The 14487-nt window shown below is 41.2% G+C and carries 15 protein-coding genes; 2 read left to right on the forward strand and 13 right to left on the reverse strand.

All coding sequences use genetic code 11. From position 1 onward, the window contains the following. Positions 1-100 precede the first annotated feature (100 nt). Positions 101-676, forward strand: a complete 576-nt coding sequence (locus JI666_RS10740; protein WP_206891611.1) for a helix-turn-helix domain-containing protein — start codon at positions 101-103, stop codon at positions 674-676. 27 nt (positions 677-703) lie between these two features. Here JI666_RS10740 and JI666_RS10745 read toward each other — a convergent pair whose 3' ends face one another. The 10 genes from JI666_RS10745 to JI666_RS10790 all read right to left on the reverse strand — a co-directional run bounded on the left by JI666_RS10745 (position 704) and on the right by JI666_RS10790 (position 11093). Continuing rightward, the gene (locus JI666_RS10745) at positions 704-2113 is read right to left on the reverse strand and encodes a dihydrolipoyl dehydrogenase family protein (RefSeq protein ID WP_206891612.1); all 1410 of its coding nucleotides are present in this window, start codon (positions 2111-2113) and stop codon (positions 704-706) included. Continuing rightward, positions 2113-3261, reverse strand: a complete 1149-nt coding sequence (locus tag JI666_RS10750) for a dihydrolipoamide acetyltransferase family protein (protein ID WP_206891613.1) — start codon at positions 3259-3261, stop codon at positions 2113-2115. The genes JI666_RS10745 and JI666_RS10750 overlap by 1 nt, the downstream gene beginning before the upstream one ends. A 15-nt stretch (positions 3262-3276) precedes the next feature. Then, the gene (locus tag JI666_RS10755; protein WP_286170742.1) at positions 3277-4272 is read right to left on the reverse strand and encodes an alpha-ketoacid dehydrogenase subunit beta; all 996 of its coding nucleotides are present in this window, start codon (positions 4270-4272) and stop codon (positions 3277-3279) included. After that, positions 4269-5336, reverse strand: a complete 1068-nt coding sequence (gene pdhA, locus JI666_RS10760) for a pyruvate dehydrogenase (acetyl-transferring) E1 component subunit alpha (RefSeq protein ID WP_206891616.1) — start codon at positions 5334-5336, stop codon at positions 4269-4271. Before pdhA ends, JI666_RS10755 begins: the two co-directional genes overlap by 4 nt. A gap of 23 nt (positions 5337-5359) precedes the next feature. Beyond that, positions 5360-6460, reverse strand: a complete 1101-nt coding sequence (locus JI666_RS10765; RefSeq protein ID WP_414635139.1) for a Glu/Leu/Phe/Val dehydrogenase dimerization domain-containing protein — start codon at positions 6458-6460, stop codon at positions 5360-5362. A 26-nt stretch (positions 6461-6486) separates the two neighbouring features. Further along, positions 6487-6882 (reverse strand): thioesterase family protein, encoded by a 396-nt coding sequence (locus JI666_RS10770; RefSeq protein WP_206891619.1) that lies wholly within the window; start codon positions 6880-6882, stop codon positions 6487-6489. A gap of 152 nt (positions 6883-7034) precedes the next feature. Next, a complete protein-coding gene (locus JI666_RS10775; protein WP_206891625.1) occupies positions 7035-7829 on the reverse strand; it encodes an ABC transporter ATP-binding protein in 795 nt (264 codons plus the stop codon). Further along, complete coding sequence (locus tag JI666_RS10780; RefSeq protein ID WP_206891626.1) at positions 7795-8829, reverse strand: ABC transporter permease; 1035 nt, start codon at positions 8827-8829, stop codon at positions 7795-7797. The genes JI666_RS10775 and JI666_RS10780 overlap by 35 nt, the downstream gene beginning before the upstream one ends. A 96-nt stretch (positions 8830-8925) precedes the next feature. Then, positions 8926-9894, reverse strand: a complete 969-nt coding sequence (locus tag JI666_RS10785) for an ABC transporter substrate-binding protein (protein ID WP_206891818.1) — start codon at positions 9892-9894, stop codon at positions 8926-8928. 227 nt (positions 9895-10121) lie between these two features. After that, positions 10122-11093 carry an NAD(P)H-dependent flavin oxidoreductase gene (locus JI666_RS10790; protein ID WP_206891629.1) on the reverse strand — a complete coding sequence of 324 codons (972 nt, stop codon included), beginning with the start codon at positions 11091-11093 and terminating at the stop codon, positions 10122-10124. Positions 11094-11224: 131 nt separating this feature from the next. On the opposite strand from JI666_RS10790, the gene JI666_RS10795 reads away from it, so the two are divergent. Continuing rightward, positions 11225-11755, forward strand: a complete 531-nt coding sequence (locus JI666_RS10795) for a gamma carbonic anhydrase family protein (RefSeq protein ID WP_206891631.1) — start codon at positions 11225-11227, stop codon at positions 11753-11755. Between the two features lie 32 nt (positions 11756-11787). On the opposite strand, the gene paaX is transcribed toward JI666_RS10795, so the two are convergent. The 3 genes from paaX to JI666_RS10810 form a co-directional block, all read right to left on the reverse strand. After that, the gene (gene paaX, locus JI666_RS10800) at positions 11788-12681 is read right to left on the reverse strand and encodes a phenylacetic acid degradation operon negative regulatory protein PaaX (protein WP_206891634.1); all 894 of its coding nucleotides are present in this window, start codon (positions 12679-12681) and stop codon (positions 11788-11790) included. A 94-nt stretch (positions 12682-12775) separates the two neighbouring features. Continuing rightward, positions 12776-13552: an enoyl-CoA hydratase-related protein gene (locus JI666_RS10805; protein WP_206891636.1), complete on the reverse strand. Its 777-nt coding sequence runs from the start codon at positions 13550-13552 to the stop codon at positions 12776-12778. Between the two features lie 144 nt (positions 13553-13696). Next, positions 13697-14470, reverse strand: a complete 774-nt coding sequence (locus JI666_RS10810; protein WP_206891638.1) for an enoyl-CoA hydratase-related protein — start codon at positions 14468-14470, stop codon at positions 13697-13699. Positions 14471-14487: the final 17 nt, after the last annotated feature.

The following is a 14487-nucleotide window of genomic DNA, read 5'->3' on the forward strand; positions in this document are numbered from 1 at the left end:
CTAATCCCTCCTATTGTTACAAATTGTAAAATAAATTATACTTATTGTATGTTATATTAAACAATTCTTCAACAGAAGTTTTTTGGAATAGGAGAAGCCAATGGAAAACCACTCATTAACAAAACAAATTGGTCAGAAACTGAAGAAACTGCGACTTGAGAATCGATTAAGCCTCGATCAGCTGTCCGCACGTTGTTCTGTCAGTAAACCCATGCTTGCTCAAATCGAGCGTGGTGCCTCAAACCCCACTGTCAATACATTGTGGAAGATAGCTAATGGACTTGGTGTATCATTTACAGCTTTCATTGATGAGGAACAACCTGTCATCAAGAAAGTGAATCGAAATGAAATTGAGCCTTTAATTGAAGAAAGTGGAATGATGAAAGTAATCCCACTCTATCCAATGGAACCGGGCAAGTCCTTTGAAACATTTTATATTGAGCTAGAACCAGGATGCAACTACCACTCAAATCCTCATCCAGAAGGTGTGGAAGAGTACTTATTCGTAGAAGAAGGGGCTATGACTCTCGAAGTTGAAACACACGCTTATGCAGTTTCAAACGGGGAAAGTTTGCGGTTCACTGCAAATTACCCTCATTGCTATCGGAATGAATCTGAATCTTCCTGTAAGGCTATGATGATTATTCATTACCCTAAATCTTTCTACTATCTATAAACAAAAAACGCTCACTGAGGAGCGTTTCTACTGATCTAGATTATATTCAATAGCTCTTGCCTTCTTTTCAATCGTTAGATCAACTGTTTCTGACCAGAGTTCACCAAAACCGGGGTGAGGAGAATAAGGATAACTGAAATCTTCATCTCTTCCTGCCATTTCCAATGATAGCGTTGCCTTTTCAATCAGCTCAACCGCTCCGGCCCCAATGGCATGAAAACCAAGAAGAAGATGACTTTCTTTATCACGGATTACTTTTACAACACCTTCTGTTTGGCGAAGCAAGCTAGCGTATCCATTCGCTCGCATAGGACTGCTCTCAGCAATCACTTGATAACCAGCTTCTATAGCTTCCTTTTCAGTTAGACCGACTGTTGCAAGTGGCGTTTGAGTCTGAATGATTGTAGGCATACATTCAAGTGAAAATGTACTCGCTACACCACAACAATGATCTGCTGCTGTCTTGCCCTGTTTAATTGCCTTGATAGCTAAAGATGGGCCATCTGTTATATCTCCACAAGCGTATATTCTCGAAATTGAAGTTTCACAGGTATCATTAATATTAATATAATTCCCATGAACTTCAATTCCTCCCTGCTCTAAACAGAGGGACTCAATGTTACTTATTCTTCCTGCAGAGTAAGCAATCGTATCTGCTTCTACTTCAAATCGCTCCCCTGTCGATTTTACTCCTTCAAAAAGAAGGTTCTCATTGGTCACCACATTACATTCTGAAGCACCAGTCATCACTCGGATTTTCTGTTTCTTCAACTGTCTCTGCAACTCTCTTTTGATCGTTTCGTCCATTTCACCGATAAGCGAGTCGCAGTCCGTAACAACCGTAACCTCTGCTCCAAGAGCTTTGAACGTACTTGCCGCTTCTATAGAGAGATAGTCTCCGCCATAGATCAAAAGACGACGAGGAACAGAAGGAACCGTATAAAGCTGTTCGACAGAAATGACGCCAGGAATGTTTTCAGAAAGAAAATAAGGAACTTTTGGACGACTACCCGTTGCAATAATCACGTGTTCGAAAGTCCATACTTCAAATTTCTCACCTTGCTCTACACCAATCCGTTTGCTAGATAGAAAGGATGCACTACCTTTTATACATTCAATTTTGTTTGATTTAAATCGCATTTCAAGCCCTTTTTCTAATGTCTCAATGGTAGCTGCTTTTTCATTGTGCCATTGTTGCATAGAAAATTCTGCGGTCATGGTGACACCTGGGGCTGAATCCCACATTTTCCTTGCTGATACCGCAAGTAATTTTGATGGAATACACCCGCTATGTAAACATTCACCACCAGACCGTGATCGATCTACTAGCGTAACATCTCTGCCATGTTGAGCAGCACGTAGAGCCGCTTCATATCCTGCTGGTCCTGCACCAATTACAACAACATCTTTTTCGTGAATAATTTCGCCAACTACCATCACACAAGCTCCGTTAAGAGTAGTGACGGATATTCAATTAATTCAATGATGCGATTTGTAAAACGCATGGATGTACCCCCGTCTGTTATTCGATGATCAAACGTCATAGAAAGATTCATCATTGAGCGAATGACAATTTCATCTTCATCTGTCACGACTGGCCTTTTTTTCGTTTTATGGAAAGCCAACAAAGCTGCCTCAGGGTAATTGATAATTGGAGTAGCTCCCGTGCTCCCAAGCGGCCCGGCGTTACTAATCGTAAACGTTCCAGATGAAAGATCTTCTCTTCCTAACTCGTTATTAAGTGCTCGCTCTCTTAACTGTTTCATCTGTACATGGATTTCCTGAATCGAGAGACGGTCACAGTGATGGATGACAGGTACAATCAGCCCTTCATCTGTATCAGTCGCAATGCCTATATGAATGTCCTTCTTTAAATATATAAGACTTTCCTCTTCACTCAATTCTGAATTAAAAACGGGAAAATCCTTCAGTGCTACACACACTGCTTTAATGTAAAAAGCTGCCACTGATAATGAAATTCCACGCTTCTCTGCTAGCATGTTCTTAATTTCAAGGATATTCGTTACATCGACTTCATCAAAATGCGACACGTGCGGAATGGTCTGAACTGATTTCGTCATTTTGGCAGCTATTTGTTTACGTCTAGAAGTAAATGGTATGGAATCGGACTTTGCTTCTTTCTTTTCTTTATGACTTCGAACAGGTTCTGGTTGCGCTGTTCGGTTCAGTTCAATATACTTCATTACGTCTTCATCTACGATGCGCCCTGCTGGACCGCTCCCCTTAACGTTTTCGATATCAACATCATTTTCTCGAGCTATCTTTCTAGTGAATGGCGCAGCTAGTATTCTTGTAGTCTTATTTATTTTATTTTTCGCTTCGTTTGCCCGCTCAATGGGAGAAATCGTCAGCAGAATCCCTCCCACTTCAATAACATCACCTGGAGAAACGTAGATGTTCTCAATTCTTCCAGCAAACGGTGATGGAAGCTCAGCTGTTACTTTATCTGTTTGAACTTCAACTAGGGGTTGATCAACCGTAACATGATCCCCAGCCTTTACGAGAATCTGGACAATTTCCCCTTCTGACATTCCTTCTCCTATATCATGTAGCTTTACTTCCATATTAGTTCTACCTCCTTAGAAACGAACAGTTTCTTCAATAGCACGAACTACTTTTTTCTCATCCGGAAGATAGTCATCTTCAAGTGTAAAAAGAGGGACTGGCGTATCGTATCCAGTAACCTTTTTAATTGGAGCCTTCATGTAAAGGAAAGACGTATCATTAATAATTGTAATGACTTCACTACCAACGCCACCAGAAGAAGGAGCTTCATGGATAATCACTGCTCTTCCTGTTTTCTGAACCGATTCAGCAATCATTTCTTTATCAAGAGGATATAATGTACGAAGATCTACCACGTCACATTCTATTCCGTTTTTAGCTGCTGTTTCAGCCGCCTTTTCAGCAACCCTCACCATTGCTCCCCAAGCAAAGATCGATACATCTTCACCCTTGCGTCGCCTGAACGCTTTTCCCAGTGGAATGGTATAACTTCCTGTTGGCACATCACCTTTGCCTGATCGATACATTTTCATGGGTTCAAGAAAGAGAACTGGATCAGGATCTTTTATGCTGCTAATGAGCAGTCCTTTTGCATCATGCGGTGTAGAGGGGACAACTACTTTCAACCCTGGTATGTGCGTGAAGAGCGCTTCTGTACTATCACTATGAATTTCGGGTGCTCTCACACCGGCACCATAAGGAACTCTTATTGTTAATGGCACCGTATAGCGGCTTTGGGTTCTCGTTCGAATTCTAGTAGCATGTGTAATCAACTGATTAAAGCCTGGATAAATAAAACCTAGAAACTGAATTTCTACTACAGGTTTAAAACCGTTCATCGCAAGACCTATTGATGTCCCAATTAAGCCTGATTCAGCAAGAGGCGTATCAATAACTCGTTCATCACCAAATAGTTCGAATAAACCATCCGTAGCTCTGAAAACCCCACCATTTCGACCTACGTCTTCACCAATGACAAGAGTAGATTCGTCTTCTTCAAGCATCACTTTTAGCGCCTCGGTAATGGCTTGCACCATTGTCATCTTTTTCATATTCACAGCGATACTCATGCTTTCTCGCTCCCTTCATGAAAAAAGCGCTGCTTCTGTTCTTGAACTGGCCAAACTTCAGTTCCGAACACATGATCAAACATAAGGGCTTCATCTGATTTATGTGTTTTCTCCATTTCGCTAACAGCCTCATTTAACCTTTTTTCTGCATTTGTTTTTACTTTCATCTCCCAATCAGGATCCCATTCATCCTTTGCTTTAAGAAAACGTTCGATTCTTGTAATCGGATCATCACGCTCTCTTCTTCGTTCACTCTCATTCTGATCCCGATATTTCGAAGGCTCATCTGTCGTTGTATGAGCACCATAGCGCCATGTCACGGCCTCGATAAGTGTTGGTCCATTACCGCTTCTTGCTCTTTCAACTGCTTTCATTGTTTCGTTATAGACAGCAAACACATCATTTCCATCGACTCGCACGCCAGGCATATCATAGGCAAGAGATTTCTGAGCGATCGTTTTAGAATTCATCTGTCGCTCAAGTGGGACGCTAATTGCAAAACCATTGTTTTGATTCAAGAACACGACTGGGATTTGGAACACACTTGCAAAGTTCAATCCTTCATGAAAATCGCCTTCTGACGTAGCTCCGTCACCAAAGTAAACGAGCGATACCCTGTCGCTCCCTTTTTTCTTCTCAGCCCATGCCGTTCCTGTGGCGTGAAGAATCTGAGAGGCAATGGGAACAGACGGTGGAAAGATATGCTTGCCAGGTGGTGGCACACATCCTTCTATACAACCTTTCCAATACAGAAAAATACTCTCAAGTGAATGTCCAAAGGCTGCTGTTGCCGCATGGTCACGATACGTAGGAAACATCCAATCACCATCTTCAAGAGCAAGAGCACTTCCAATTTGAGATGCCTCCTGTCCTTCGAATGGAGCGTACGTTCCGATTCTCCCCTGACGTTGAAGATTTACAGCCTTTTGATCAAACAGACGGGAAAATATCATATGTTCATAAAAACGCTTTGCATTTTCAACCGTGACATGTGAATTTTTTTCGCGTTGTTTTCCCTCTCCATCAATAAGTTGAACGAGTGGAAATTGATCGGTTAGATCCATGAAAATCCTCCTCTCATTTCGAATTATGAACGTACAGTCCACTTACCAGGCTTCTTGTGGGCAAAAAAGCTATTTCTTCTTTTTCGACTCTCAATACGTTGCTCGCAAAACAAGTTGGCTGCTTTAATGGTAGAAATCGAATGGGCGTCTGCCTGCTCAAAAATAGTAAAAAGAGTGTCATAGATTGCTTTTGTTTTTTGAAGTACTCGCATCGGATTAGGAGAATAGAGTTCATCAGATACCTGAATTAATCCACCACTGTTCACGATATAATCAGGAGCATAGAGAATACCCCGCTCATTTAACTGATCACCGTGTTCTGTCGTCAGGAGTTGATTGTTAGCAGATCCTACAACAGCGCGAACTTTCAATTGATTAATCGTCCGATCATTAATGACGCCGCCAAGGGCACAAGGTACAAATACATCCGCATCAGCCTCATAGATTTCATCACCTGAAACAACCTTTACGCCACGATTAAGCTCAATCGCCCTTTGAATCAATCGATCAATTGCATGTCGATTGATATCTGAAACAACAAGATCTCCCCCATTCTCGAGAAGCATTTCAGCTACTTTAAAACCTACTTTGCCAAGTCCTTGAATTGCATATGTTCTACCGCCAAATTCCTCTGATCCAAAAACCGTTTTATTCGTAGCTTGAATTCCATACAGTACTCCTTTAGCGGTCGGAATCGATGAATCGCCACTTCCGCCATATTCTTCAGGAACTCCAACAATGCAACTGCTTTCCCTTAATGAATGGACGAAATTATCTGGCGTCGTTCCCATATCCGTACCTGTATAGAATCGTCCATTTAACGATTCCACGAATTGTCCAAACGCACGAAACAACTCCGGCGTCCGATCTTTAAGTGGATCACCGATAATGACTGCTTTTCCTCCACCAAAGTCAACATCTGCTGCTGCACATTTATACGTCATACCCTTTGAAAGTCTTAGAACATCTTCAATCGCATCATCAACAGTTTCATATGGTCTCATTCGACAGCCACCTAACGCAGGACCAAGCGTTGTATTATGTATGGCGATGATTGCTTTTAGCCCCGTATCCGCATCATTGCAAAATAGTACCTGTTCGTGCTCTGCTATTCGATCAAACACGATTTTCACCCCTTTTATGAAATCGCTTACATTTTTGCTCTTTCTAATTTATTATCGATTTCTTTCTTCGGTAGAATAAACTGAATTACTTTTCCCGTGCCGATAATATCAGTTCCCCTTCGAACGTCTACCCTACTCATCACAGACTTGTGTGTAAGGTCGGTAATGGTGGCGATGACTTCAATTAACTGTCCAGAACAAGCTGGTCCGAGATGTTTCACCTCTACTCCGCCACCTATTCCCTCTTCTTCATCTTCAAGGTAGGGTAGAATAAGTTGTCTTGCTGCCCATTCCATATGATAAACCATTGACACTGTGGAATAAGCAGGGTGAATCACTTTTCCCTCAAATTGTGCATACATGTCGGGTGTTACTTCCGCTTGAATAACGGCTTTTTGTCCAACCGAAATTCCACTTTTCATCTGTCTCACCCCATACTCATCACACTTAAATATATGACGTTTATTTAACGATATAATAACATTACGTATAATGACAGTCAATTAATTGTCAAAAAATTACGATCTTTCGCCAAAGAAAAACCAACCAGCTATTGCCAATTGGCTTTACATTATTATCCCAGAAGTGCTCGATCACTCGTCATTTTAGAACCTTTAATTCGTTGGAATTCATGAAGCAACGCTTCAATGGTTAAGTTCTGTTTGTCTTCTCCGTCTACTTCTAGAATGATTCTACCACTGTCCATCATGATCAATCGATTTCCAAGATCAAGTGCTTGCTGCATATTGTGCGTCACCATCAGAGTGGTCAGTTGAGTACGTTCAACAATTTCACCTGTAAGTTTGGTAATCAAAGCTGCTCTCGCTGGATCAAGGGCAGCTGTATGCTCATCGAGTAGCAACATTTTAGGTTCAGTAAAAGTTGCCATTAAAAGAGAAAGTGCCTGCCTCTCCCCCCCTGAAAGTAAACCAACCTTTGCTGACAAACGATCTTCAAGACCTAGATGGAGTGTTTCCAATGCTTCTTGAAATGTTGTTCTTAGCTTCTTGGTTACACCCTTCATCAATGTTCTTCTTCGATTTCGGTTATAAGCAAGTGCGAGATTCTCTTGAATTGTCATAGACGGCGCCGTTCCCGCCATCGGATCCTGAAAAACACGTCCGATTAATCGGGACCTTTTGTATTCAGGTAAATTTGTAATCTTTCTATCATCTATTAACACCTCTCCAACATCTGGAGTCAATACACCTGAGATCATATTCATAAGAGTTGATTTACCTGCACCGTTGCTGCCAATCACCGTAACAAAATCACCTGGTTTAAGCGTTAAGTTAATATCCTCAAGCGCAATTTTCTCATCAAGTGTTCCTTCGTTAAATACCTTGTGAATTTGATTTAGTTGAAGCATACTCTTCGCCTCCCTTTTTCATTTCGTTGATCTTCATTTCTTGCTGGAGACGTTTTTTCTTCTTTCTAATTCGTTCTTTTTGTCCATCAATTAATTGAGGCAATACGAGAGCTACAATAACGATCACAGCAGTAATCAGCTTCATGTCACCTGTTTCTAGAAAGTCTACGCGAAGTGCAAGGCTGACGACGATGCGATAGACAATGGCCCCACCAACTACAGCGAAGGTAGTCACAGCGATCGTTTTTGTTCCAAAAATCGCCTCTCCAATAATGACTGAAGCAAGACCAATAATAATCATCCCAATTCCCATTCCAACATCTGCAAAAGAACTATACTGAGCGATGAGCGCACCTGCAAGAGCGACAAGTGCATTCGATAGACCAAGTCCAAGAATCGTCAGCTGATCTGTATTTGCTGAGAAACTCCTAATCATTCGTTTATTGTCCCCTGTCGCGCGAAGCGCAAGACCAATTTGGGTGCGTAGAAATAAGTCTGTGATAATTTTGATAAGCGAAGTTACGACCAACATGCTAATTAAGACTGACCAGGTCGACGTTAGGTTCTGAAGACCGATTGCTGCTGCCATGCTTCCAAATAGTGCATCCAAACCTGTTGATGTGAAAAAAGCTTCTATCTTTGTAAAAACAGATTCTTCATTTAGTAGAGGAACATTCGACCTTCCCATTATCCTTAGATTAATAGAGTAGAGAGCAATCATCATTAAAATACCTGCTAGTAGTGGATTAATCTTCCCTTTCGTATGAAGAAGCCCCGTTACACACCCTGCTAGAAACCCCGCTGCGATTGCTAGCAATGTTGCAAAGAATGGATTTGTTCCATTCACAATCAAAATCGCAGCAATAGCCGCACCAGTGACGAAGCTTCCATCAACCGTTAAGTCTGGAAAATCAAGAATGCGAAAAGATAAATACACACCGAGTGCCATAATGGCATAAATAATTCCAGATTCTACTGCACCAAACATCGCTGAGCTCATGCCAAAATCCCTCCTAATCCATATCAATTCCGTACAAGGTTTTCCTTCAAAAAAAGGTTCGAAAAAGAAGACACCTTCTTTTTCGAACCTGTCAATTTACTCCGTGTATTCCCCCATTTCTTCCCATTCTTCCTTAACTTCGATATCCATTTCGTCTGCTGCTTTTTTGTTCATCTTAAGCTTGAGATTCTGTGGATACTGAACTGACAAATCTGCAGCTGTTGCTTCACCCTTAAGGATCTTCGCTGCCATTTGACCAGCTTCATATCCAATATCCTTGTAGTCAAATCCATATGCTGCAAATGCGCCACGATTAACAGAATCAAATTCTCCAGCAAACATTGGAATGTCTTTATCATTTGCTACACTAATGACTGATTCAAGAGCAGATACAACAGTGTTGTCTGTTGCAATGTAGATAACATCTACTTTACCAACAAGAGCTTCAGCAGCCTGTTTAACTTCAGCCGAGGTTGAGACGCTCTTTTCTACCGCTTTCATACCCTTACTATTTAAGGCTTTCTTAACAATTTCAACCTGTGCAACTGAATTTTGTTCGCCAGCGTTGTAAATTAACCCCACATTTTCAGCTTTAAATTCATTAGCAATAAATTCAATTGTTTTAGGAATCGCTTCAGGATGTGTATCCGTTGTTCCTGTAATGTTCTCTCCCGGTTTATCAAAAGATTCAACAAGCTTTGCACCTACTGGATCGGTAACAGATGTGAATATAATTGGAATATCAGATGTTGCATTTAATGCGGACTGTGCACTTGGTGTTGAATTAGCGAAAATAAGATCCACTTCATCTCCGACTAAGTTTTGAGCGATTGTGTTACTGTTGTTCATATCGTTCTGTGCGTTTTGAATATCATATGTAACGTTATCGCCTTCTTTAAAACCGTTCTCTTCAAGAGCCATTTTAAATCCTTCAAAAGCTGCATCGAGCGAAGGATGTTCAACAATCTGCGTAACCCCAATCGTATAAGACTCCTTACTTTCTTCTCCATCGCTATTTTCCGAATTAGAAGAAGTACTGTTTGATCCACACCCTGCAAGAGCCATTACACTAACAAGAGATATTCCAACCCACTTTTTCCAAGATTTCACACGCCTGTCCTCCCCTAGATAAGTTATTAAAACTTATCGTTTTCATATTTTCTATACACCATTTAGCACTAATTCATCCGGCATATTGTATCGTTATGGTACACTTGCAAATCTAGCTTGTCAACGAGATGTCAAATAATTATAACTATTTTATATTTTCGAAAAACAGTGTAGTATAAGAGTTATAAACCCTTTTGCATCAATGTATTGAATTTGGAAGATAGATTCTCAAAAATCCCTGTTGCTTCCCCTATCATCTCGTCAAAGAGCTCCTTTACCGTAGGAGTAGATGTCAATAATCCACTAATTTGCCCACCATTAATAAATCCCTCATCAAGTCGTCCCTCAATAGCGCCAATTCTGTGCTTGTTTTCATCAGTCATTGCTGCAAAGTTTTTCGAATCAATACCATCCAACTCTGCTTCTACCAACCGATCGGAATACTCTGTCTTCAACACCCTGCGGACCTTTCCTACACTACGACCAATAATGACTGTTCCAGTGTCGTTTGCTTCCATAAGCTTTGCTAAATAGCGCTCATGATAGGGAGAATCTTTTGTTGCCACAAGCCTTGTTCCCATTTGCACTCCTTTTGCACCAAGGGCTAAAGCAGCAGCTAGTCCTCGTCCATCTCCAACACCCCCTGCTGCAATGACAGGGACTGATACGTTTGCAACTAGTTGGGGAATTAAGGTCATTGTTGTTAGCTCAAGAGGTGAGTTAATGCCTGCGGCTTCATATCCCTCACCAACGATTAGATCAGCTCCGGCTTCTTCTGCTTTTCTGGCATGCTTAACACTTGCTGTTACACAAATAACTTTTATCCCATTTTGTTTAAAGAACGGTATAAAAGGTGCAGGATTTCCTGCTGATAGGGATACAACTGGAACAACGTGTTTCACTGCTAACTCACACATTTCTTTAAAATGTGTTGTCACTGTAATTGGAATATTAAGGGCGAATGGTTTAGACGTTCGATTCTTCATATCTAGCAGAAGCTCTTCCACTTCATCTGGCCCCATTGTTCCTGTTCCAATTGTTCCAAGACCTCCTGCTTCTGACACAGCAGCAGCTAGAATTGGACTCGAAATATTTCCCATCCCACCCTGGATAATCGGGTACCGAATCGAAAGTAATTCACAAACACTATTCATCTATTAATCTCCTTCCTTTTTATATAACGATAAACAAACGATATAACTTATTCGTGTTATACTTATTTATAACATTCAAAAGAGACCTATCATATTCCTGCTTAAAGTTAATGGAAAGGGGAGCAATTTTTATGTTAATTTCGTATCAAGGAATTGAACCAGTAATTAATGAGGAGGTATTTATTGCACCTGGTGCCAAAGTCATTGGCGATGTACGAATTGGAGCAGAATCTAGCGTATGGTTTAATGCCGTTCTTCGAGGAGACGAAGCACCCATCGTGATTGGTAATGCTTGTAATATTCAAGACAACTGCACCTGTCATTTATTCGAGGGTTATCCTCTGGTATTAGAAGACGAAGTATCAGTTGGACATAATGCTATACTACATGGTTGTACAATTAGGAAAGGTGCTTTGATTGGTATGGGAGCAATCATACTTGATGGAGCAGAGATTGGAGAAGGATCACTAATCGGAGCAAATACGCTCATACCTTCCGGCAAGAAAATACCGCCAAACTCAATGGTCCTTGGATCACCTGGTAAAGTAATTAGAGAATTATCTGATAAAGACAGAGAACTCATTAGACTAACAATTGAAACATATAAGACAAAAGGAAAAGAATTTAAAGAACAGTCACATATCGTAAGTGAAGTAAGATAGAAAAAGAAGGAACGGGAGTCCGTTCCTTCTTTCTATGGTCGGTCAATTAGTAGTGGATGTTGTAATGCATCGTACCCATTGTCCTTATTTGTTAATTCGTTTCCTTCTTTAAAAACCTCTTCAAAGAATTGAGACGAAGGCTTAGCAAGCGTTTTGTAGTAATCACTAAATAACCTTGCAGCATGTTCACCTGGCCATTCATCAGGTAGCAATTCCGTCGGTAGACCTGGATCTATGAATAAAAACTTCCTATATTCATGTACCAATTTTGCTCGTTCTACGAAACATTCTCCGTCACTCATCTTACCTTGTTCAATCTTACTTCGATCCACCACATATCGTTCACTATACATTTTAATAAACTCTCTATACTTCTCACTTATTTCATCCAGGTTCCAGCATTCGTTCACTAGCGCTATGTTCTCATGTGGCCCTTTGTAATCAGCAATAAAGAAATGAACATGCTCACTAATATCATATTTCTCAATAAGCAGTTCCACTTGTTCTTCAAGATGATTAGGTGATAGCCACAAGCTAGCAGAAGAACTTCCAAACCCACTCCAAACTAATTCCTTACGAAGCTCGTCTCGAATATGTCGCTTTTCTTCAGGAATCGTATAAAGGAACATTCTCCATCTACCGTCCCATTCAGATGGCTGAAGCTTAAAAATCCTTCTTGCTGCTTCATCCATACGCTTCACACCGCGCTCTGTCAGGTAATAAAAGCTTTTATTACCTACTTTCCGCGATTGCACCCATCCCTGTTTATTCATCCTTGAGATGGCTGCTCGAACTGATTGGTCGTTGTGTCCAAATTCTTTCAAAAGGCGAATAAGACTTCCTATCCAGATTTCATTACCATAATGTCTAATATATTCTCCATATAAAGTGAAGATCATCGACCTTGTATTTAAACCCTCATTCATCATCATACCCCCGCTCGTCATAACGGTATACCGTTATTAACACGTAGCCTAAATATGATGTTATACTACCAGAGCACAACGCTCAACGCAACTTTTACTCGCCTCTAAATTCTGGCTTACGCTTTTCAGCAAACGCCTCGAGCGCTTCCAAACGATCTTTTGTTGGAATCGTAACTTCGTACGCTTTAGATTCAATAGCCATCCCAGTATGCCGATCGACATTCATACCTTCACGTACTGCGAACTTCGCCTGTTGCACAGCAACAGGTGCATTGCGACAAATTTCAGAAGCAAGCTCTTCACACGTTGTAAGCAACTCTTCTCGATTAACTACACCATTCAATATGCCATATTCATGTGCTTCTTCCGAAGACAGCTTACGAGCCGTTAACACTAACTCCATAGCCTTTGCAGTCCCAATTAATCGAGGAAGTCGCTGGGTTCCACCTGCTCCAGGAATAATACCAAGACTTGTTTCAGTTAGACCCATTTTTGTTCCTTCTACTGCATAACGGAAATCACAGGCAAGCGCCAGTTCAAATCCACCTCCGAATGCGTAACCATTCAATGCAGCAATCGTTGGTTGTGGCAATGACTCGACAGCAGTAAATACCTCTCGAATTTTCTTAACATTCCTTCGGACTTCACTTTCTGATAATGTTCTTCTTTCTTTTAAATCAGCTCCCGCACTGAAAGCCTTTTCACCCGCTCCCATAAAAATAACAGCCCTCACATTACGATCTGAATAAATGTCATCTACAATTCCTTGCAGAACTGAGAGCGTTTCGAAATTAAAGCAATTCAATACATCTGGACGGTTTAATGTAACGTACCCTATGTGATTTTCCACCTCATATGTAACAACAGCCATTTCATTACCTCCTCTAGTATTGTAAGCATAGGAAAGAGCCGGGCAATTGATTGAAATGCGCAATCAACCTCCGCGGCTACTTTCACTCTATAGCATCTATTCTTGATAATCCCTCTGTTTCCTTCTTTTTAAGTACCCGCTATTTTAGCTACCTTGAAAGACAGGCTTACGCTTCTCAGCAAATGCCCTAACCCCTTCAGCATGGTCATTCGTTCGACCTGCTTCACGCTGTGCATTTGCTTCCATATCAAGCACCTGGTCAAGACTATTATCAAAGCTCTTTGAAAAGCTCTGTTTGATTAGACCGACAGCTTTCGGTGGAAGTGCCGCAAGACGGTTCGCAAATGCTACTATCCCCTTCTCCCACTGTTCATTCGAAATAATCTCGTTAACTAGCCCTAATTCCTTCGCTTCAGATGCACTTACCTTATCCCCAAGCATTGCAAGCTCCAGCGCCTTCGCGTGACCAACGAGGCGAGGAAGAAAGTAGGTGCTTCCTGAATCAGGAACGAGTCCTACATGAACAAATGCTTCTATAAAACTAGCACGCTCGTGCGCCAATCGAAAATCACACGCAAGAGCAAGGCTCATACCTGCACCTGCAGCTACCCCATTAACTGCTGCAACAATTGGCTTACTGGAGGATACAATTTGTTTTACCATCGGATTATAAGCAGTCCTAAGCATTTCACCATGATCAATTCCTTCTTCTACTCCATTTAAATCCTGACCGGAGCAAAAAGCTCTACCATTCCCTGTCACTACGATACAGCGGACTTCTTGATCACTTGTAGCTTTCCCAATTGCTTCTGCTACTTCCTGATTCATTTTAAATGTAAACGCATTCAATTTATCTGGTCGATTTAAACGGACCCAGCTTACGTGATCCTTTACCTCGTATTCAATGGTTTCGAACATACCTTTGACACCGTCCC

The sequence above is a fragment of the Bacillus sp. NTK071 genome (genome assembly GCF_017303315.1).
Taxonomy (GTDB): Bacteria; Bacillota; Bacilli; order Bacillales; family Guptibacillaceae; genus Guptibacillus.